The 19,125-nt window shown below is 57.9% G+C and carries 18 protein-coding genes; 7 read left to right on the top strand and 11 right to left on the bottom strand.

The features are described 5' to 3' along the window. Positions 1 to 227, bottom strand: a 227-nt coding sequence (locus AX755_RS25740) for a 2-dehydropantoate 2-reductase N-terminal domain-containing protein (RefSeq protein ID WP_331710272.1), incomplete at its 3' end; no start/stop codon positions are given. Positions 228 to 332: 105 nt separating this feature from the next. On the opposite strand from AX755_RS25740, the gene AX755_RS08630 reads away from it, so the two are divergent. Continuing rightward, entirely contained in the window at positions 333 to 1,454 is a 1,122-nt protein-coding gene (locus AX755_RS08630; protein WP_023620415.1) for a YbdK family carboxylate-amine ligase, read from the top strand. On the opposite strand, the gene AX755_RS08625 is transcribed toward AX755_RS08630, so the two are convergent. From AX755_RS08625 to AX755_RS08615, 3 genes are all read right to left on the bottom strand, one after another. Then, positions 1,405 to 4,539: an efflux RND transporter permease subunit gene (locus AX755_RS08625; protein ID WP_062856613.1), complete on the bottom strand. Its 3,135-nt coding sequence runs from the start codon at positions 4,537 to 4,539 to the stop codon at positions 1,405 to 1,407. The genes AX755_RS08630 and AX755_RS08625 overlap by 50 nt on opposite strands. A gap of 9 nt (positions 4,540 to 4,548) precedes the next feature. Next, the gene (locus AX755_RS08620; RefSeq protein WP_062856612.1) at positions 4,549 to 5,613 is read right to left on the bottom strand and encodes an efflux RND transporter periplasmic adaptor subunit; all 1,065 of its coding nucleotides are present in this window, start codon (positions 5,611 to 5,613) and stop codon (positions 4,549 to 4,551) included. Positions 5,614 to 5,718: 105 nt separating this feature from the next. After that, positions 5,719 to 8,427, bottom strand: coding sequence for a cation-transporting P-type ATPase (locus AX755_RS08615; protein ID WP_062856611.1), 2,709 nt, complete (start codon positions 8,425 to 8,427; stop codon positions 5,719 to 5,721). A gap of 489 nt (positions 8,428 to 8,916) precedes the next feature. Here AX755_RS08615 and AX755_RS08610 point away from each other — a divergent pair, with 489 nt between their 5' ends. After that, positions 8,917 to 9,165 carry a DUF1158 domain-containing protein gene (locus AX755_RS08610; protein WP_013097677.1) on the top strand — a complete coding sequence of 83 codons (249 nt, stop codon included), beginning with the start codon at positions 8,917 to 8,919 and terminating at the stop codon, positions 9,163 to 9,165. Between the two features lie 44 nt (positions 9,166 to 9,209). On the opposite strand, the gene AX755_RS08605 is transcribed toward AX755_RS08610, so the two are convergent. Both AX755_RS08605 and AX755_RS08600 read right to left on the bottom strand, forming a co-directional pair. Then, entirely contained in the window at positions 9,210 to 9,551 is a 342-nt protein-coding gene (locus AX755_RS08605) for a RamA family antibiotic efflux transcriptional regulator (RefSeq protein ID WP_014830972.1), read from the bottom strand. A gap of 32 nt (positions 9,552 to 9,583) precedes the next feature. Next, positions 9,584 to 10,687: an MBL fold metallo-hydrolase gene (locus tag AX755_RS08600; RefSeq protein ID WP_020689369.1), complete on the bottom strand. Its 1,104-nt coding sequence runs from the start codon at positions 10,685 to 10,687 to the stop codon at positions 9,584 to 9,586. 190 nt (positions 10,688 to 10,877) lie between these two features. Between AX755_RS08600 and AX755_RS08595 the strand changes: the two genes are divergently transcribed. The 3 genes from AX755_RS08595 to nfsB all read left to right on the top strand — a co-directional run bounded on the left by AX755_RS08595 (position 10,878) and on the right by nfsB (position 12,600). After that, positions 10,878 to 11,468: a TetR/AcrR family transcriptional regulator gene (locus AX755_RS08595; RefSeq protein ID WP_013097680.1), complete on the top strand. Its 591-nt coding sequence runs from the start codon at positions 10,878 to 10,880 to the stop codon at positions 11,466 to 11,468. After that, a complete protein-coding gene (locus tag AX755_RS08590; protein WP_062856610.1) occupies positions 11,458 to 11,826 on the top strand; it encodes an MmcQ/YjbR family DNA-binding protein in 369 nt (122 codons plus the stop codon). The genes AX755_RS08595 and AX755_RS08590 overlap by 11 nt, the downstream gene beginning before the upstream one ends. A 120-nt stretch (positions 11,827 to 11,946) precedes the next feature. Next, a complete protein-coding gene (gene nfsB, locus AX755_RS08585) occupies positions 11,947 to 12,600 on the top strand; it encodes an oxygen-insensitive NAD(P)H nitroreductase (protein WP_013097682.1) in 654 nt (217 codons plus the stop codon). Between the two features lie 36 nt (positions 12,601 to 12,636). Here nfsB and AX755_RS08580 read toward each other — a convergent pair whose 3' ends face one another. The 4 genes from AX755_RS08580 to AX755_RS08565 all read right to left on the bottom strand — a co-directional run bounded on the left by AX755_RS08580 (position 12,637) and on the right by AX755_RS08565 (position 15,274). Further along, entirely contained in the window at positions 12,637 to 12,924 is a 288-nt protein-coding gene (locus tag AX755_RS08580) for a helix-turn-helix domain-containing protein (RefSeq protein WP_013097683.1), read from the bottom strand. Further along, positions 12,905 to 13,234 carry a type II toxin-antitoxin system RelE/ParE family toxin gene (locus tag AX755_RS08575; protein WP_014830966.1) on the bottom strand — a complete coding sequence of 110 codons (330 nt, stop codon included), beginning with the start codon at positions 13,232 to 13,234 and terminating at the stop codon, positions 12,905 to 12,907. Before AX755_RS08575 ends, AX755_RS08580 begins: the two co-directional genes overlap by 20 nt. A gap of 139 nt (positions 13,235 to 13,373) precedes the next feature. Beyond that, a complete protein-coding gene (locus tag AX755_RS08570) occupies positions 13,374 to 14,408 on the bottom strand; it encodes a hypothetical protein (protein WP_062856609.1) in 1,035 nt (344 codons plus the stop codon). Next, the gene (locus AX755_RS08565; protein ID WP_013097685.1) at positions 14,405 to 15,274 is read right to left on the bottom strand and encodes a helix-turn-helix transcriptional regulator; all 870 of its coding nucleotides are present in this window, start codon (positions 15,272 to 15,274) and stop codon (positions 14,405 to 14,407) included. Before AX755_RS08565 ends, AX755_RS08570 begins: the two co-directional genes overlap by 4 nt. A gap of 107 nt (positions 15,275 to 15,381) precedes the next feature. Between AX755_RS08565 and AX755_RS08560 the strand changes: the two genes are divergently transcribed. Together AX755_RS08560 and AX755_RS08555 are read left to right on the top strand one after the other, a co-directional pair. Beyond that, positions 15,382 to 16,818: an MFS transporter gene (locus AX755_RS08560; protein WP_045293293.1), complete on the top strand. Its 1,437-nt coding sequence runs from the start codon at positions 15,382 to 15,384 to the stop codon at positions 16,816 to 16,818. Between the two features lie 64 nt (positions 16,819 to 16,882). Next, positions 16,883 to 18,127, top strand: a complete 1,245-nt coding sequence (locus AX755_RS08555; RefSeq protein ID WP_020689363.1) for a mechanosensitive ion channel family protein — start codon at positions 16,883 to 16,885, stop codon at positions 18,125 to 18,127. Here AX755_RS08555 and AX755_RS08550 read toward each other — a convergent pair whose 3' ends face one another. Continuing rightward, positions 18,128 to 19,099 carry a LacI family DNA-binding transcriptional regulator gene (locus AX755_RS08550; RefSeq protein ID WP_062856608.1) on the bottom strand — a complete coding sequence of 324 codons (972 nt, stop codon included), beginning with the start codon at positions 19,097 to 19,099 and terminating at the stop codon, positions 18,128 to 18,130. Between the last annotated feature and the right edge of the window lie 26 nt (positions 19,100 to 19,125).

Raw genomic sequence — 19,125 nt, 5'->3', positions numbered from 1 at the left:
TTTTTTACCGCCACAAAAACCAGATCGGCGGGACGCGTGACGACGGACGGGTCGGTTAATACCGGACCCGGCACGACCGTTTCACCTTCGTCGTCGCGCAGACGCAGTTCAGGATGTGCGGTGCGTCCGCACAACTGCGGCGTGCGGCCAGCGTCATGTAGCACCGCGGCGATAGTGGTACCAATTGCACCAGGCCCAATCAGCGCAATCACTGGATTGTCAGACATGGTTAACTCCCCTTTTCGCTAAGCCTGCTAACAGTTATACCACTGTAAAAAGTGAGCGCCACGTCGTTGTCTATACTCAACACACGACAGACAACGGAGTGCGCCATGCCTTTACCCGATTTCAAATCCTCTGAACCCTATACCCTTGGCATCGAACTCGAGCTGCAGGTGGTTAACCCACCGGGATACGATCTGAGCCAGGACTCTTCCGCGCTTATCGCCGCCGTTAAAGACGACATCAAAGGCGGTGAAGTTAAACACGATATCACCGAAAGCATGCTTGAGATTGCCACCGGCGTGTGCCAGAACATCGATCAGGCGGCGGCACAGTTCTCCATGATGCAGCAGAGCATTTTGCGGGCGGCGGCGGAGCATCATATTCAGATCTGCGGCGGCGGGACGCATCCGTTCCAGAAGTGGCAGCGGCAGGAGGTGTGCGATGACGAGCGCTACAACATCACGCTGGAGCGCTTTGGCTATCTGATTTTACAGGCGACGGTGTTTGGCCAGCACGTGCATGTCGGGTGCCGGACCGGCGATGACGCGATTTATCTGCTGCATGGCCTGTCACGCTTTGTCCCGCACTTTATCGCCCTGGCCGCCGCATCACCCTACATGCAGGGCACGGACACGAAGTTTGCCTCCTCGCGACTCAATATCTTTTCCGGGTTCCCGGATAACGGGCAGATGCCGTGGGTCAACAACTGGCAGGAGTTCGAGGGGCTGTTTCGCCGCCTGAGCTCAACCAGCATGATCGACAGCATTAAAGATCTGCACTGGGACATTCGCCCCAGCCCGCATTTTGGCACCGTTGAGGTGCGGGTGATGGATACGCCGCTGACGCTCGGCCATGCGATCAATATCGCCGGGCTGATCCAGGCGACATCCCACTGGCTGCTGACCACCCGGCCGTATAAGCATCAGGAGAGGGATTTTCTGCTGTATCGCTTTAACCGTTTTCAGGCGTGTCGCTACGGGCTTGAGGGCATACTGACGGACGTGCATACCGGCGAGCATAAGACGGTGGCGGAAGATCTTGCCTGGCTGCTGGAGCAGGTTGCGCCATCGGCCGAGAAACTCGGCGCGACGAGCGCGATTAAGGAACTTGCCCTGCTGTTAAAGCAGGGCAAGAGCGAGGCGCAGCGCATGCGGGACTTTATCGCCGACGGCGGCTCGCTTATTTCTCTGGTTCAGAAGCACTGCGAGCTGTGGGCGACGAGTCCGTAAGGCCGTGCCCCCACTCGCGCAGGCGCTGGAACAGCACAAACAGTGCGGGGATGAACAGGATCCCCACTACGGTCGCCACCAGCATACCGCTGAATACCGTAGTACCAATGATGCGACGGCTTTGGGCACCCGCTCCGGTCGCCAGCATCATTGGCAGGACGCCAATAATGAACGATACCGCCGTCATCATTACCGCACGGAAGCGGCGTGATGCCCCCTCGCGAGCCGCATCGACAATTGCTATCCCCTCCATGCGCCGCGCGCGGGCAAACTCGACGATAAGGATCGCGTTCTTGGCAGCAAGGGCTATCAGCAACACCAGGCCAATCTGCACATACACGTCGTTGGCGTAGCCGGCTATCCACAGCCAGACCAGCGCCCCGCCGATGGCGAACAGCACCGAGAGCATTACGCTCGCCGGAAGCGTCCAGCTCTCGTACTGGGCGACGAGGAACAGCCACGCCATCACCACCGCCGCCAGCACAATCCAGATCGCCTGATTACCGGTCTGCTGCTCCTGATACGACATGCCGCTCCAGGCGTAGTCGTACCCGGCGGGCAGGCTCTGCGCCAGAATGTCGCCCATCGCCGCCATCGCAGTGCTGCTGCTCACCCCTTCCGCCGCGGAACCGCTCACCGACACCGACGGAAACTGGTTGTACTGCTGCAGGAACGGCGCGCCAACGGTGGGTGTGATGGTCACGAGATTACTCAGGCGCACCCGCTCACCGTTGTTGCTGCGCACAAACAGCTCGCTGATTTGCCCGGCGCGCTCGCGCCACTGCATCTCATTTTGCATCACCACGTGGTAGACGCGGTTGTTGACGCTGAAATCCCCGGCACGCGTGCCGCCAAATGCGGTTTGCAGGCTGCTGAAGATGCGTGACACCGGTACGTCGAGACGCGCCGCGCGCTCGCGGTCAACGGTCAGCGTCAGCTGCGGCACGTTGCTGCTCCAGGTGGTGAATACGCGGCTCAACTGCGGATGCTGGTTGGCTTTCACCAGCACCTCGCGGGTGATGCGCTCCAGCTCCGCCGGGCTCTGCCCCGCCTGCGCCTGAATACGCAGGTCGAAGCCGGAAGCATTGCCCAGCCCCGGCAGCGTCGGCGGGGCAAAGGTCATGATGGTTGCTTCCGGCAGCGCCAGCAGCTGGCGCTGAAGGGTACCCATCACTTCATCCAGCGGCGGACGCTCGCTCCAGTCCTTCAGCATGATGGAGATAAACCCGCCGTTGGAGGCGCTGGTGCCGTTGAGGATGTTAAACCCGGAGACCTGAATCACGTCTTCCACCGCCGGATGTTTAGCAATTAATTCGCGTGCCGTAGCCATCACCGCCTCGGTGCGCTCCAGCGAGGCCGCTTCCGGCAACTGAACGCTGGCGAAGAAGTAGCCCTGATCTTCCTGCGGCAGAAAACCTTTAGGCATCGACATAAAGCTGAACACCACCACAGCCGCCGCGCCAGCGGTGGCCAGCAGTGCCAGCCACGGACGAAGGGTGAATATACTCACCATGCGGGAGTAGAGGCTACGCGTGGCCTCCAGCCCCCGGTTGAAGCCGCGGAAAATCGCCGCGGGCTGCGCCGGACGCGGACGCAGCAGCAGCGCACACAGCGCGGGCGTCAGCGTCAGCGCCACCAGGCTTGAGAGCGTTACGGCGGTGGAGAGCGTGACCGCAAACTGGCGGTACAGCTCGCCGACAATCCCCGGCAGCAACGCCACCGGCACGAATACCGCCAGCAGCACCAGCGTCGTCGCGATCACCGGCCCGGCAATCTGGCGCAGCGCCAGCGCGGTCGCCGCCGTCCGGCTCTGCCCTTCCGCCATCAGCGTTTCGACGCTCTCCACCACCACGATGGCGTCATCCACCACCATGGTCAGCGCCAGAATAATGGCGAACAGGCTGAGCGTGTTGGCGGAATAGCCAAGCGTGTAAAGCACCGCAAAGGTTCCCACCAGCGACACCGGAATGGCAAGGGCGACAATCAGCGTGGCGCGCCAGCTCTGCAGAAACAGGGAAACGACCACCACCACCGCCAGCATCGTCAGCGCCAGAGAGACGCCAATCTCTTTAATGGTGGCAGCCACGAAGGTGGTGGTGTCGAATTTCACCTCATAAACCAGGTCGTCCGGGAAGCGCGTCGAGAGACGCTCCAGCTCTGCACGCACCGCCCCGGCAACGCGCAGGGCGTTAGCAGACGGAGTGGGGTAAATGCCGAGGTAGGCGGAGTCATGTCCGTTCAACTGCGCGCCGGAGCTGTAGCTGCGCGAGCCAAGTTCGATGGTGGCAACGTCCTGCAGGCGTACCAGTTGCCCCATCTCGCCCGCGCGGATGATGATGTTGGCAAACTCTTCTGCCTGGTTTAAGCGCCCCAGCCCGTTGATGGTCAGGGTCTGCTGCTGGCCGTTAAAGACCGGTGGTGTACCGACCTGGCCTGCCGCGCCCTGCACGTTCTGCTCGCGCAGCGCCTGCGCCACGTCGTCGGTGGTGACGTTGAGCGCGTTCATGCGATCGGGCCGCAGCCAGATGCGCATGCTGTAGTCGCGCGCGCCAAACATCTGCACCTGCCCGACGCCGGGCAAACGGGACAGCGCCTCGCGCACCTGAGTGCTGGCGTAGTTGCTGACAAACAGCGGCGTGTGGGTGTTTTCCGGTGAGTAAAGACTTACCCCCATCATCAGGTTGGTGGCGCGCTTGCGCACCTGCACGCCGTTTTGCTGCGCCTCGGTCGGCAATTGCGCCACAGCCTGCGACACGCGGTTTTGCACGTCGATGGCGGCCAGATCCGGGTCTGTCCCGGCAGCAAACGTGATGTTCAGACTGTAAGTGCCTTCATCCGAACTGGTGGACTCCATATACAGCATGTGATCCACGCCGTTAAGCTGGGTCTCAAGCGGCGTGGCGATGGCCTCGGCCACGTCAGCCGCGCTGGCCCCCGGCCATGACGCTGACACATTCACGACCGGCGGCGTGATCTGCGGATACTGCTCCACCGGGATCAGCTTCAGCGCGATAGCCCCCAACAGGGTAATGACCAGCGCAATCACCATCGCAAAGCGCGGGCGTTTGATGAAAAACGTCAGCATGATGGCTCCTTAATTCAGTATCTGGACGGCAGCGCCGGGCTGAACACGCTGCACGCCGTCAGCGATCGCTCGCTCACCAGGCTGTACGCCAGAGGCGATCTGGAACTGCTGCCCGATCTGTCCGGCGACCGTCAGCGGACGTTTTTCCGCCTTGCCGTTGGCGTTTACCACCCAGGCGAAGAAACCGTCGTCATTCTGCTGTACGGCAGCGGCGGGCAGCGTCATAACCGGCGTTGCGCTGGCGGGCCGCAGAAAAACATTCACATTGCCGCCGGGCAGCAGCTGATGGCGTGGATTGGCGAATTCGGCGCGCAGCATTACGCTGGCGGTGCGCGGGTCGATGCGGTTGTCCACCGACGTCAGCTCGCCGACGATGCGCTGGCCGTTGTTGTCAATTAACGCCTGCCAGGCCTGCTTCATGGCGCGGAGATCGGTATGCTTGCCGACTTTAGCGGCAAACGCGCCCTCTTCCAGCGCAAAAGCGATGCGGATCGGATCCAGCTGCACCACATCCACCAGTACACCGCTTGCGGGGTTGACCAGGCTGCCGACGTGGAAGTTGCTGTGCCCCACGCGCCCGGCAATCGGTGACGTGATGCGCGTGTACCCCAGCGTCACGTTGCGGGTTTCCAGCCGGGCTTTCGCCTGTTCCAGCGCAGCGCGGGCAACATCGCGCTGCATACGGGCGTTATCCACATCGTGACGGCTGATGGCGTTGTTGTTGCCCAGGCTTTCAAAACGGGAGAGCTGCTGCTGCGCCTGCCGCAGCGTCGCTTCAGCGCTTGTCACCTCGGCCTGAGCCAGACGCACGGCAGCACGCGGCTCGGCATCATCCAGTTCGAACAGCACGTCGCCTTTTTTCACATATTGCCCGTCGCGGAAGTTGATTTTGGTTATCACGCCTTCCGTGCGTGCGCGCAGCTCAACGGTGTGAATCGCCTCGATGCGGCCGGGGATCTGGCGTTCAGCAGCGTGGGTAGTTTGTTCCACGGTGGCAACGCGAACAGGAATGGCGGCGGCAAAGGCAGGTGGCAGGGTGAAGGTGAGCAGTGCGAACAGGAGTGGGAATTTCATGGGAGTACCTCAGGGTTGTTGCCCTCACCCCGGCCCTCTCCCACAGGGAGAGGGAGGTCAGGGTCCCCTCTCCCTGTGGGAGAGGGTTAGGGTGAGGGCAAAAGGTTATGCAGCCTTACGGAACCTGCGGGTGAGTCGCTTCTCGATTTCGACGACGAAGAACATCACGCCCGCTACCGCAAGCGTTACGAACCAGTAGCGCAGCGGCAGCGCTTCCGTCCCGAACAGCATCTGCATAAACGGCAGGTAGATGATGGCCGCCTGAAGCAGGAACAGCACGCCGGTAACCAGCCAGATCCCTTTGTTTGCCAGCAGGCCGCGGTTCAGGGAGAACCCTTCGGTGTTGCGGCAGTTGATCATGTACACCCACTGGGCGCAGACCAGCATCTGCAGCAGCACGGTGCGGATGAACTCCGCGCTGTGACCGCGCGGGGCCAGCAGGGCTTCCAGCGCAAAGGCGGCGATAGCAATCATGGTGCCCACAAAGGCCACGCGCCACACGGCATACGCGTCCATCACGTGCTGCCCGGTCTGACGCGGCGGACGGCGCATGATGTTGCGCTCGGCGGCTTCAAACGCCAGGCCGAAGGAGAGCGTGGCGGAGGTTGCCATGTTCATCCACAGAATCAGTACCGGCGTGAGCGGAATGATGTTCCCCGCCAGCAGCGCAATCACAATCAGCAGCCCCTGCGCCAGGTTAGTTGGCATGATGAACAGAATGGTTTTCTTCAGGTTGTCGTAGACACGACGCCCCTCTTTTACCGCGCTGGCAATGGTGGCGAAGTTATCGTCCGTCAGGACCATGTCCGCCGCCTCTTTGGTCACTTCCGTGCCTTTGATGCCCATCGCAATACCCACGTCCGCCTGACGCAGCGCCGGGGCATCGTTCACGCCGTCGCCGGTCATGCCTACGATTTCGCCTTTGTCCTGCAGCGCTTTCACCAGGCGCAGCTTATGCTCCGGGCTGGTACGGGCGAAGATGTCATACTTCACCGCCGCGTCCGCCAGCTCGGTGTCATCCATCTTCTCCAGTTGGTAGCCGGTCACCGCCTGCTCGCTGTTGGTGATCCCCAGCATCTGGCCAATGCTCATTGCCGTCTGCGGGTGATCGCCGGTGATCATCTTCACGCGGATCCCCGCCTGCTGGCAGGCGTTAATGGCGTCAATGGCTTCCGGGCGCGGTGGATCCATCATCCCGGCGATACCGAGGAAGATCAGACCGTGGCTGAGATCGTCATGCGTCAGCGCCTGCTCGCCGTTTGCCGGTTTGAACGCCGCGGCCACCATACGCAGCCCCTGGCGCGCATAGCGCTCCATCTCGCTTTCCCAGTACGCACGGTCAAACGCCTGCGCACCGTTGCGGGTCTGCTGCTGTGCGCAGAGGGCGAAAATCACATCCGGCGCGCCGGTGATCAGGATTTGCTCCTCACTGCCAATCTGGTAGTGGGTGCTCATGTACTTGTACTGCGAGTCGAACGGGATTTTGTTAATCAGCGTGGTCATCACCGGCGCGAGGTGGGCTTTCGCCGCCAGCACCTTCAGCGCGCCTTCGGTCGGCCCACCGGTGATGCCCCACAGGCCGCGCTCGTCCTGAATCAGCTGGCTGTCATTGCACAGGTCGATGGTGCGCAGGTACTGCTCCAGCACGGTGTCCGGCTGGATCTGCATCGGCTCGTCGCTGCCTTCCAGATAAATGTTACCCACCGGCTCGTAGCTGTTGCCGTCCACGCGGTAGCAGGCGTCAGCGGTGATGATGGCCTTCACCGTCATTTCGTTCATGGTCAGGGTGCCGGTTTTATCCGAGCAGACCACGGTCATCGCCCCCAGGGTTTCAACCGTTGGCAGCTTGCGGATAATCGCCCGCTTGCGCGCCATCGCCTGCACACCCAGAGAGAGGATAATGGAGATAATCGCTGGCAGACCTTCCGGTACGGACGCCACCGCCAGGCTGATCAGCGAGAGCAGCAGCTCGCCCATTGGGATCTCGCGGAACACCAGGCTGAAGATAAACAGCGCCGCCATCATCGCCAGAATAATGGCGAAGATAGCCTTGCCCAGCTTGTCCATCTGTACCAGCAACGGCGTGCGGTGTTTTTCAATCCCGTCCATCATCTGGTTGATGTGGCCAAGCTCGGTCTCCTGCCCGGTGGCAATCACCACGCCGATCCCCCCACCCGCGCTTACGGTGGTGCCCGAGAAGACCAGGTTAGTGCGATCGCCCAGCGGCAGTTCACCGTTCAACGGGTTGGTGTGTTTATCTACCACCGTTGATTCGCCGGTGAGAATCGCCTCTTCCACGCGTAAATTATGTGCTTCGATTAAGCGCATATCTGCGGGAATACGATCCCCCGCACGTAAAACAATAATATCGCCCGGAACTATTTCAGTTGTGGGTATTGTTTCATGGTTGCCATCGCGAATAACGCGCGCCTCGCTGGAGAGCATATTACGAATACTCTTCAACGATTTTTCCGCGTTGCTTTCCTGAATATGACCAATTAACGCATTGATCACCGCCACGCCTAAAATAACCAGCGTATCAACCCAGTGGCCCATTATTGCCGTTAATACGGCTGCGGCCAGCAGGACATAAATCAGAACATCATTAAAATGGGCTAAAAAACGCAGCCAGGCGGGTTTACCTTTTTTCTCCGGCAGCGCATTCGGGCCATGTTTTTGCAAACGCGCCTGCGCCTCTGCACGATCCAGACCTGTGGCCTGGCTCTGGGTGTGCGCAAGCACCTGCTCTACGGTCTGCTGGTATGCCAGCCCGCCGGAAGGCGGCACGTTCGAGGACAATTTTTTTTCGGTCATCGTATTTTTCCTTCAATATCCGGTGAACTGAAGCCTGAATTCCTTTCGGGCTAAAATAAATTCATTTTAAAGTCTTGCGAGTAAAATTGATCTACCGCAATATAATGACTTCTCGGTTATTCAAAACTGCATAAAACTATTTCGATGAGCCAATTTTTACAAAATATTTCTAAACCAACTTTAAACGAGGAGGAACCATGTTTGGTATTTATCGCGGACGCCGTCTGGCGTTATACATTATCGCAGCCATTGTTATTGCAACGTTAATTGGATATAGCACCTATTCCTTTGTAAAATTATTTTCGTAATCCAGACATTAATTGACATAACGCGATATTCTTTTAATCGCGCGTGAGGATTTATTTTTATTTTACGAATAAGAAGCTGATAAGCGGTGATTATTTCAGTGAAACCGGGTGGGCGGGTTTATATTGCTTTACGTTCCGGGATGCCGGACAATGACATTTTTAACTGACGATTAACATTACGATGAAACACCCGTTAGAATCGCTGCTCACTGCGGGCGGCATTTTATTGCTGGCCCTGCTTTCGTGCCTGCTGTTACCGGCACCCTCTCTCGGGCTGGTGCTGGCGCAGAAGCTGGTTCAGACCTTCCACATGGTCGACCTTAACCAGCTCTACACCATTCTGTTCTGCGTGTGGTTCTTACTGCTCGGCGCCATCGAATTCTTCGTGCTGCGTTTCGTCTGGCGCCGCTGGTTTTCACTGGCGTCGTAAGGATGCAGGCCCGGTCAGGCGAAACCGCCACCGGGCAAAACAGATCAGTGTGCCCTGCTGTGGTTCTCTTTACGATACGCCCCAGGCGGCTGGTTGAACGTGCGGGTGAAGATGCGGGTGAAGGTCTGCTGCGAGTCAAACCCGTAACGCAGGCAGATGTCGTACACCCGGGCGTCTGATTCGCGCAGATCCCGCGCCGCCAGCAGCAGTTTGCGTTCACGGATATAGCGCCCCAGACTCTCCCCTTTGTATTGCATAAACAGCCGCTGCAGGTGCCATTTCGAGTAACCCGCATGGCGGGCAATCTCTTCGATACGTAATGGCTGGTGCAGGTTATCGTCGATCCACTCGACGATAGTGTCGATGACTTGAGCGGAAATGGTCATACTGCTCTCCCCTTCAGCTTCCTGATTGATCATTATTCCCACCACTCACGAAATGTTTGCGTGGGATCACTCACCCGGACAGGCTCGCCCAGCGCGGGTGTCAACAGCCGATAATTTTTGTCCTTGCTGGCTTTTGCCAGTTGGATCAGCGGATCGTTCCAGGTATGTTTCGCCAGCACGAAGCGCCCGTTATGTCCCGGCACCACGGCTTTCGCGTTCAGATCCACCGAGGCCTGCACCGTCTCTTCCGGCAGCATATGGATGTACTTCCAGTCCTGGTCGTACTGACCGTTTTCCATAATGGCTAAATCCACTTCGCCAAACTGCTCGCCGATGGCCTTAAAATGCGGCCCGTAACCTGAATCGCCGCTGTAATAAATCTTCTGTTCGGGCGTAACGAACATAAAACTGCCCCACAGGGTTTGATTGCGCTTGATGCCGCGCCCGGAGAAGTGACGCGCGGGCAGCACATGCACCGTCAGCGCCTCGCTGATGCGCACCGACTGGTTCCAGTCGCGCTCTTCAATAATCTCCGGCTTCATTCCCCAGTAACGCAGGTGCGATCCCACGCCCAGCGGAGTGACCACGCGTTTCACCTTTGGCAGCAGCGCCGTGATGGTGGCGTAATCCAGGTGATCGTAGTGATCGTGCGAAATGATCAGCAGGTCGATCTCCGGCATGCTGCTCGCCTGCCAGGGATACTCCCCGGCGAAGGCTTTGTTGAGGAATGAAAACGGCGCGGCGTAATTCCCGAGAACGGGGTCGATAAGGATCCGTTTCCCCGCAAGCTGCATATACCAGGAGGAGTGACCGAGCCACACCAGCGTCTCTTGCTCCCGCGGCAGGCTCGCGAGATCGGTTTTTACCAGCGGCAGCGGCTGTGCAGGACGGGCGTTTTCGGTCTTTTTGGTCAGGAACTCCCACATCGCCACCAGCATATTTTTGTCGCCGTTATAGCCTGGCGTGGGCAACGTATTGTGGAATTTGCCGTCGCGATACTGCGGCGAGGCCTCCACTTCCGTGAGCTGCGCACCCTGCGGTGGCTGGCCAAATCCGGCATTCAGAACAAACGGTAAACTCGCGGCTGAAGCAATAATCATGACAAACACCACGCAGATGAAGAGGGACTTTTTCATATCCTGACCCGAAAACGCGCCCCATCCGATGGTTTGCGCGGGCTGAACTTGATTATGAGTGAGTAAGCACTCATTATAGATATGATGATAAAGTCGTCAAGACGTTTTCGATCTTTGACATTCCGCGTTGCAGCGGGTCAAAGCACGTGTTTCAATCAGGGTTTTTACAATTGACAGGAGGAAAAATTTAGTGGCACGTCCGAAGAGTGAAGATAAAAAACAGGCCTTACTGGACGCCGCAACCGCGGCATTTGCGCAGTCAGGTATTGCCGCCTCAACGGCGTTAATTGCCCGTAAAGCGGGCGTCGCCGAAGGTACCCTGTTCCGCTACTTTGCTACCAAAGACGATCTGCTGAATGCCCTCTACCTGCACCTCAAGCAGGACCTCTGTCAGTCAATGCTCTCTAATCTGGATCGCAGCCTTACCACACCGAAAGAGCATACGCGAAACATCTGGAACAGCTATGTGGACTGGGGGATTCGTAACCCCGTGGCACATGCGGCAATCCGCCAGATAGGCGTGAGTGAAAAGCTGAGCGCCGAAACGGAGCTGGCGGTGAAAGAGATGTTCCCGGAGCTGCATGAACTCTGCCGCCGTTCGGTGCGCCAGGTATTTATGTCCGATGAGTTTAAAACCTTTGGCGATGCGCTTTTCTTATCGCTTGCCGAATCCACAATGGAATTTGCCACCCGCGATCCTTCTCGCGCCGTCGATTTTAAAGCGCTCGGGTTTGAGGTTATGTGGCGCGGGCTTGCCCAGGAAGAGAGCGATGGACAGTAAATCCCTGCAGGAGCACGCCAAACGCGTGGCGCTGGAGCTGCCTTTCACCGAACACTGCTGGCCGTTTGGGCCGGAATACGATGTGTTTAAGATAGGCGGAAAAATTTTCATGCTGATGGCCACCGTACATGGACGGCCCCACGTCAGCCTGAAGTCAGACCCGGAAAAATCGCTGTTAAACCAGCAGATTTATCGCGGGGTTGAACCGGGCTATCACCTCAATAAAAAACACTGGATTTCCCTCTACGGCACCGACGACGTTACGCCAGAGCTGGTGACCGATCTCATCAATGACTCGTGGAATCTGGTGGTGGATAAGCTGCCGAAAAAAGACCAGAAGTGGATCAGACCGGTTTGATTGTTCGTCTGGGACGAACAGTATAAGCGCTCGAATCGCACTTATCTTTTTCCGCGTCTCGCTGTAATCTGCTCTCCTTTCGCGCCCGCGTGCGGGCGAATTTCATTACCAGGAGTTGTTATGGATATTATTTCTGTCGCCCTGAAACGCCACTCCACCAAGGCGTTCGACCCCGCTAAAAAACTGACCGCAGACGAAGCGGAAAAGATCAAAACCCTGCTGCAATACAGCCCGTCCAGCACCAACTCCCAGCCGTGGCACTTTATTGTCGCCAGCACTGAGGAAGGTAAAGCTCGCGTGGCGAAATCTGCCGCAGGCACTTACGTCTTCAACGAGCGCAAAATGCTGGACGCTTCTCACGTGGTGGTGTTCTGCGCGAAAACCGCGATGGATGATGCCTGGCTGGAACGCGTGGTGGATCAGGAAGAAGCCGATGGCCGTTTCAACACGCCAGAAGCCAAAGCGGCGAACCATAAAGGTCGTACCTACTTCGCTGACATGCACCGTGTGGATCTGAAAGATGACGACCAGTGGATGGCGAAACAGGTTTATCTGAACGTGGGTAACTTCCTGCTGGGCGTGGCTGCACTGGGCCTGGATGCGGTACCGATTGAAGGTTTCGACGCCGCGATCCTCGACGAAGAGTTCGGCCTGAAAGAGAAAGGTTTCACCAGCCTGGTGGTGGTGCCGGTTGGGCATCACAGCGTGGAAGATTTCAACGCCACGCTGCCAAAATCTCGCCTGCCGCTGAGCACGATTGTGACTGAGTGCTAATCAGTACTGGCACGCTGGATCCCGGCGTGCCAGCTGTTAATAAAGCGTGATCTGCGGATGCTTTACCCCACACACCAACGCATAACGCGTTAAGGTATCCAGACTGGCACGTGTGATATTTGCTTCCATTCGGGAAACCGTTGGCGCGCTAACCCCCATCCTTTCAGCCACCTGCGCACGCGTCAGTCCGGCCTGGTTTCGCCATTGCGCCAGCATGTCACGAAGACGCGCTTTACGCTCTTCCGCATCAAAAGATGCCTGTACCTCTGAATCACTTAATAACTCAGCTCTTAATTCGTCCCAGTTAATAATCTTCTTGCTCATCCAACATCTCCTGTTGTCTCTTCAGTGCCAGACGGATTTCAGCGGAGGGGGTTTTTTGCGTCTTCTTAATAAAGACCCGCAACAGAAAAATGGTCTTCTCCCGTTGGTAGACATATATTCCCCGACTATGGAGCAGCCCAACTGTTCTTATTTCAAACAAGCCATGTGGCAACGGCTTGCTATCAGGCTCCCTCAATGCGGTTGGATGAGTACGCAATTTATCTAGCTGGCGAATCAACTTCGCCTGTACCACCGCAGGCAATGCGAGGATTTCCTCCCGAACCGCATGATGAACGATAAGTCTGAACATGGTTATTCATCCCTGACGATATTAACATATAAGGCAATTTGCATTAAAGGCTAATTTCACCTTTCGTGATTTACCTTACACGTTTGCGCCAGGATCAACCGAGTCCACGTCGATTCCCTGAATCCTTCTCGCAAAAAACTTACCTGGCCGGGTTACCCGCGTGCCAGATTCGTTCTGCATAGCGCCCAATCACCGCCAGCGACGCCGCGAGGAGCAGGAAGAACACCACTTTGTTCATGCCGTCCCAGAAGTATTCGAAGTAGCGGGTGTAGAGGTTAATGGCGAGGAAGGTCAGACCAAAACCGCGCAGCATGCCGTCGTCGGTTTTAAGGCTGATGTAAATGCAGAGCACTGCCGCCACGGCGAACAGCAGCGCCCACGGCAGCAGCGAAGCCTGCGTAACGCCATACCAGTTATCGATATCGTAGTTGCCGAAAATCGACATGATCCACAGGGCGACAAACAGATACGTGAGCCCCATCGCTTTGCTGGTCGTGTATAGATGGCGCGCCTGCAGCCTTCCGCGCAGCAGCCAGCACAGTGCCAGCAGCGCACCGCCGAAGAAGATAAAGCGTACCGGGTAGTTCATTCCCAGCCAGTAGGCGCCCCAGCCGGACATATAGCCCGTCTCCGCACCAAACCAGTTACCGAGTGAGAGCAGGAAAAACAGCCACACCAGGCCGGAGCGACCAAAGAAGCCCACCAGCCCATAAACCGCACATCCCGCCAGGAACAGCGGTGCGATATGGCCGCTGCCGTTATCCAGCCGCTCCCCGAGTTGCCAGAGCGCGATGGCGGTAAAGAGCACGCCGAGGAAAAGCATGGCTTCAGTGCTGTAATGCCACTGGGTTTCCCGCCGCTGTCGGCTGAAGCCCCACAGATAAAACAGCACGGCAACCAGCGCAGGCAGCCCGATGCGGGCGATGGAGGAGAAAGAGAAGAATGCAATAATGCGCGCCATCAGTTCACTGTCGGAGAACAGGCTGCCGATAGCGATGATCACGCAGGCCAGCGCCGTCCAGAAGGCATAGCGGCTGAGCCGCTGCCAGTCCATGGTGACGCGTGTCAAGGTGCCCGCCAGACGCTGATGCTCGTCAGCGCTTAATGTGCCTTCCTGCTGCCACTCGTTGAGCGCGCGGCGCAAAAGCCGCTCATGTTTTCGGGTTACCTTCATTTTGCCTGCTCCGCCAGCCATTCCATCGCCCTCTCCCCCGCGTCATCCACCGGCAGATAGACCAGTAGCCGCGATCCATTACGCGGTGCAGAGTACCAGTACATCTGCTGCAGGGTAAACTCGCCCAGCTCAGGATGGGTAAACAGCTTGAGCTGGTTCTCCACCCCGCGCACGTCATTGCGCTGATGCCACAAGGTTTTAAATTCTTCAGACACCGCAAAGAAACGCGCCAGTTTCGCTTCCCACAGCGGATCGCCCCGGTGCTCGGCCATCGCCGCGCGGAAATAGGAGACAAAGATCGGCAGCACGTCGTCACGCTTGCCAAGCCGCGCACGCCATGCGGGATGGGTGAGGAAAAGATAAATACAGTTGCGATCTTCCGGCGGGATCGCATTGAAATCGACGCCCATTAAGTGCCCGAAGCTGTCGTTCCACGCCACGATATCGAAGTTGGGTTTCTGGATGCTGGCGGGTTTCGGCATGAGGGTATCAAGCAGGCGACGCGTGCCCTCGCTAATCCCCTCGCAGCCCGTCGCCTGTGGCGCTTCACCCGGCGGCAATCCGGCTAGCACAAACAGATGGCGCGTCTCGGTCGGGGTGCATTGCAGCGCTTTTGCCACTGCCGCCATCACGGTGCTGGAGGGATTAACATCTCTGCCCTGCTCCAGCCACGTGTACCAGGTCACGCCCACGTCAGCCAGCAAAGCCACCTCTTCACGGCGCAGCCCCGGCGTGCGGCGGCGGCCGCTGCGCGGCAATCCAAGACGCTGTGGATCAAGGCTCTCACGCCGGGCGCGTAAAAATGCCCCCAGCTGTTTTCGCGTGTCGTCCTTGAGTGAGACAACAGGTTCAGACATCAGCGCCATAACTCCCCCTGCATGGTAGTGCCAGTACCAGTATAAGCAAGAACTGGTACCCGTTTATCAGATCGTTGATGCTACGACCATCTGTTGAATGACGCAATGGAGTTACCATGAATACGTCAGTTGTTTCACCGGGTCGCGCAGGCCTGATATTGCTGTTAACCGGCCAGATGCTGCCGCTGATTGATACCTCGATCACCAACGTGGCGCTGGACGCTATCACCCACTCCTTGCACGCCACCGCCACCGAACTGGAGCTGATTGTCGCGCTCTACGGCGTGGCCTTCGCCGTCTGCCTTGCCCTTGGCAGCAAGCTCGGGGATAACCTCGGGCGCCGTCGTCTGTTTATGTGGGGCGTGGCAAGTTTTGGCCTGGCGTCGCTGCTGTGCGGAATGGCGGGAACCATTGAGCAACTGCTTGCCGCGCGCATCATTCAGGGCGCAGGAGCGGCGCTGATCGTGCCGCAAATCCTCGCCACGCTGCACGTGACGCTAAAAGGCACGGCCCATGCGAAAGCGATCAGCCTGTTTGGCGGTATCGGCGGCATTGCGTTTATCGTCGGGCAGATGGGCGGCGGCTGGCTGGTGTCGGCGGATATCGCCGGGCTGGGCTGGCGTAACGCCTTCTTTATCAACGTGCCCATCTGTCTGGTGGTTCTGGGGCTGAGCCGTCGCTATGTGCCGGAAACCCGTCGCGAAACCCCGTCGCGCATTGACTGGACGGGCACCGTCCTGCTGGCCGTCATTCTCTGCTGCCTGCTGTTTCCGATGGCCCTCGGCCCGCAGTGGCACTGGTCCTGGCCGCTGAATGCCGCACTGATGGCGATTATCCCGCTGGGGTATCTGATGGTCTTAAATGCCCGTAAAAAAGAGCGTGAGGATGCCCATCCGCTGATCCCGCCGCGTCTGATGCAGCTTCGCAGCATCCGCTTTGGCGTGCTGATTGCGCTGCTCTTTTTCAGCGTCTGGTCCGGGTTTATGTTCTGTATGGCGCTGACCATGCAAACCGGTCTGGGAATGGCACCGTGGCAGTCGGGGAACAGTTTTATCGCCCTGGGGGTGACCTATTTTATATCGGCATGGTTTGCCCCGCGTCTGATTGCCCGCTACAGCACCAGCTCGATTCTGCTGACCGGGCTGGCGATTCAGATTATCGGCCTGCTGGCGCTGATTGCCACCTTCCGTCTCTGGGGCATGGACAACACGGCGCTGACGCTGGCACCGGCAACCGGGCTGGTTGGCTATGGGCAGGCGCTGATCGTCAACAGCTTCTACCGCATCGGGATGCGCGACATTCAGCCTGACGATGCCGGAGCGGCCAGCGCGATTTTAAGTACGCTGCAGCAGGCCGCCCTGGGGCTTGGCCCGGCGATTTTTGGTGCGATCCTGCTGCACGCGCTGCAAAACCACCACGGCGATTACACCCAGGCGATTAACGTCTTCCTCGCCGTGGAAACCGGCATGATGATCGTGCTGGGGCTGGCAACGTTACGTATGCGCCATCGTCTGTGCCTGCCGGTGGTGAAAACCTGCCACGCCACCAAATAAGCCGCGAATTTGCATAATAGATCCGCAGCCGCCATTATGGGGCTGCATCAATACAGGAGACGTTATGCAGGAATTAATTGCTCAGGTTGAAGAGTTAGGGATTGAAATTAATCACACCACCTCGTTAGTGATTATCTTTGGTATTATTTTTCTTACCGCCATCATTGTTCATTTTATTTTGCACAAAGTGGTGCTCCGCGCTTTTGAGAAACGCGCGCAGGCCAGCAGCCATTTATGGTTGCAGATCATTACTCAGAACAAGTTATTTCACCGCCTGGCGTTTACCCTTCAGGGGATAATCGTCAACGTTCAGGCGGTACTGTGGCTGCAAAAAGGCAGCGAAGCAGCGGAAATGCTCACCACCTGCGCGAAGCTGTGGGTGATGGTGTATGCCCTGCTCTCATTCTTCTCTCTGCTGGACGTGATTTTTAATCTGTCGCAGAAAATGGCGACCGCCTCGCAGCTGCCGTTGAAGGGGATCTTCCAGGGGATCAAGCTGGTGAGCGCCATTCTGGTGGGGATCTTAATCATCTCCCTGCTGATCGGCCAGTCACCCGCCATTCTGATAAGCGGCCTGGGGGCCATGGCGGCGGTGTTAATGTTGGTGTTTAAAGACCCCATTCTGGGGCTGGTCGCCGGTATTCAGCTCTCCGCTAACGATATGCTCAAGCTCGGCGACTGGCTGGAGATGCCGAAATACGGCGCTAACGGCACGGTGACGGACATTGGTCTCACCACGGTTAAAGTCCGCAACTTCGATAACACCATCACCACCATTCCGACGTGGGCGCTGGTCTCCGACGCGTTCATCAACTGGAGCGGCATGTCTGCCTCCGGCGGGCGACGCATTAAGCGCAGCCTGAATATCGACACCACCAGCATTCACTTCCTCGACGAGCAGGAGCAGCAGAAGCTGATTCAGGCGAAACTGCTTAAGCCTTATCTGGCCGCGCGACATGAGGAAATAAACCTGTGGAATCAGCAAAACGGTGAAGGGGAATCGGTATTAAACCTGCGCAAGATGACCAATATCGGCACCTTCCGCGCCTATCTGAATGAATATCTGCGTAACCACCCGCGTATTCGTAAAGATATGACGCTGATGGTGCGCCAGCTGGCGCCTGACGCAAATGGTCTGCCGATTGAAATATATGCCTTCACCAACACGGTGGTCTGGGCGGAATATGAAGAGATTCAGGCTGACATCTTCGACCATATTTTTGCCGTGGTGGATGAATTTGGTCTGCGTATTCATCAGTCCCCCACCGGGAACGATATTCGCTCCCTGGCGGGCGGCATCGCACAATAATCAGGTACTGGCGCGGGAAATAAAGCGCCAGTCCAGCATCACCCTCTCCGTGGACGCATCCGGGTTGTCGATTTTATTCAACAGCAGATCGACTGCCTTGCGCCCGATATCCCGCGAAGGCTGTTCAATGGTGGTCAGCGAGATCATCTCCGCCAGCTCCGTACCGTCAAACCCTACCACCGCGATATCCTCCGGCACGCGCAGCCCCACCTGCTGTATGGCACGCAGCGCCCCTGCCGCAAGGGTATCGGACACGGCAAATACCGCGTCCGGCGGGTTGTCCTTCAGCAGATTTTGCATCGCCGCCATGCCCGCGCTGGAGCTGAGATCGCGGGCATATTCCACCGCCTGATAATCCAGATCCCGCAGGTGGAGCACGCTTTTGTAGCCGCGTTCGCGCAGGCGGGCATATTTGTAGCTGAGATCGTGATTGATCATCGCGATACGTTTGCGTCCGCCGTCGGCAAGCTGGCTGATGGCATGCTGTGACGCGTCCACATCATTGATGCCCACGCAGGAGACCGTTCCGGCATCGGCATATTCGGCGCACTGCACCCACGGCGCGGAGCCGATCAGGGCGGCAAGTTCAGGCAATTTTGAGAAGGCATCCATGGTGATAATGCCGTCGACGATTTTGCCCGACAGCAGGCTTAACCCCGAGCGGGAGCGTTCGATATCAGACCCGGAATTGCACAGCAAAATACGGTAGCCGTTCTTCTCGGCTTCCTCTTCAATGCCCTTCACCACTTCGGCACAGAACGGGTTGGCGATATTCGAGACCATCACCAGGATCATATAGCTGCGCGCGGTGCGCAGCTGGCGTGCCAGCAGGTTGGGCTGGTAATTGCTCTCTTTGATGGCCTGCAGGACGCGCTCGCGGTTTTTCGCCTTCACGGTATCGCTGTTGTTAAGCACGCGCGAGACCGTTGCCACGGACACCCCGGCAAGCTGAGCGATTTTCTGAATTGACATAGCGACGGCACTTCCTGCGGTTAACG

Origin of the sequence: Enterobacter sp. SENG-6 (assembly GCF_001605945.1) — a bacterium.
Taxonomy (GTDB): domain Bacteria; phylum Pseudomonadota; class Gammaproteobacteria; order Enterobacterales; family Enterobacteriaceae; genus Enterobacter; species Enterobacter cloacae.
This window is presented reverse-complemented; position numbering and strand designations above follow the sequence as displayed.

What these genes read in the sequence shown, in the direction of transcription:
- AX755_RS08625 (WP_062856613.1), bottom strand. Translation starts at nt 4,539, where the DNA reads ATGCTGACGTTTTTCATCAAACGCCCGCGCTTTGCGATGGTGATTGCG.
- AX755_RS08620 (WP_062856612.1), bottom strand. Translation starts at nt 5,613, where the DNA reads ATGAAATTCCCACTCCTGTTCGCACTGCTCACCTTCACCCTGCCACCT.
- nfsB (WP_013097682.1), top strand. Translation starts at nt 11,947, where the DNA reads ATGGATATTATTTCTGTCGCCCTGAAACGCCACTCCACCAAGGCGTTC.
- AX755_RS08610 (WP_013097677.1), top strand. Translation starts at nt 8,917, where the DNA reads ATGAAACACCCGTTAGAATCGCTGCTCACTGCGGGCGGCATTTTATTG.
- AX755_RS08600 (WP_020689369.1), bottom strand. Translation starts at nt 10,687, where the DNA reads ATGAAAAAGTCCCTCTTCATCTGCGTGGTGTTTGTCATGATTATTGCT.
- AX755_RS08590 (WP_062856610.1), top strand. Translation starts at nt 11,458, where the DNA reads ATGGACAGTAAATCCCTGCAGGAGCACGCCAAACGCGTGGCGCTGGAG.
- AX755_RS08560 (WP_045293293.1), top strand. Translation starts at nt 15,382, where the DNA reads ATGAATACGTCAGTTGTTTCACCGGGTCGCGCAGGCCTGATATTGCTG.
- AX755_RS08570 (WP_062856609.1), bottom strand. Translation starts at nt 14,408, where the DNA reads ATGAAGGTAACCCGAAAACATGAGCGGCTTTTGCGCCGCGCGCTCAAC.
- AX755_RS08580 (WP_013097683.1), bottom strand. Translation starts at nt 12,924, where the DNA reads ATGAGCAAGAAGATTATTAACTGGGACGAATTAAGAGCTGAGTTATTA.
- AX755_RS08615 (WP_062856611.1), bottom strand. Translation starts at nt 8,427, where the DNA reads ATGACCGAAAAAAAATTGTCCTCGAACGTGCCGCCTTCCGGCGGGCTG.
- AX755_RS08605 (WP_014830972.1), bottom strand. Translation starts at nt 9,551, where the DNA reads ATGACCATTTCCGCTCAAGTCATCGACACTATCGTCGAGTGGATCGAC.
- AX755_RS08575 (WP_014830966.1), bottom strand. Translation starts at nt 13,234, where the DNA reads ATGTTCAGACTTATCGTTCATCATGCGGTTCGGGAGGAAATCCTCGCA.
- AX755_RS08550 (WP_062856608.1), bottom strand. Translation starts at nt 19,099, where the DNA reads ATGTCAATTCAGAAAATCGCTCAGCTTGCCGGGGTGTCCGTGGCAACG.
- AX755_RS08630 (WP_023620415.1), top strand. Translation starts at nt 333, where the DNA reads ATGCCTTTACCCGATTTCAAATCCTCTGAACCCTATACCCTTGGCATC.
- AX755_RS08565 (WP_013097685.1), bottom strand. Translation starts at nt 15,274, where the DNA reads ATGGCGCTGATGTCTGAACCTGTTGTCTCACTCAAGGACGACACGCGA.
- AX755_RS08555 (WP_020689363.1), top strand. Translation starts at nt 16,883, where the DNA reads ATGCAGGAATTAATTGCTCAGGTTGAAGAGTTAGGGATTGAAATTAAT.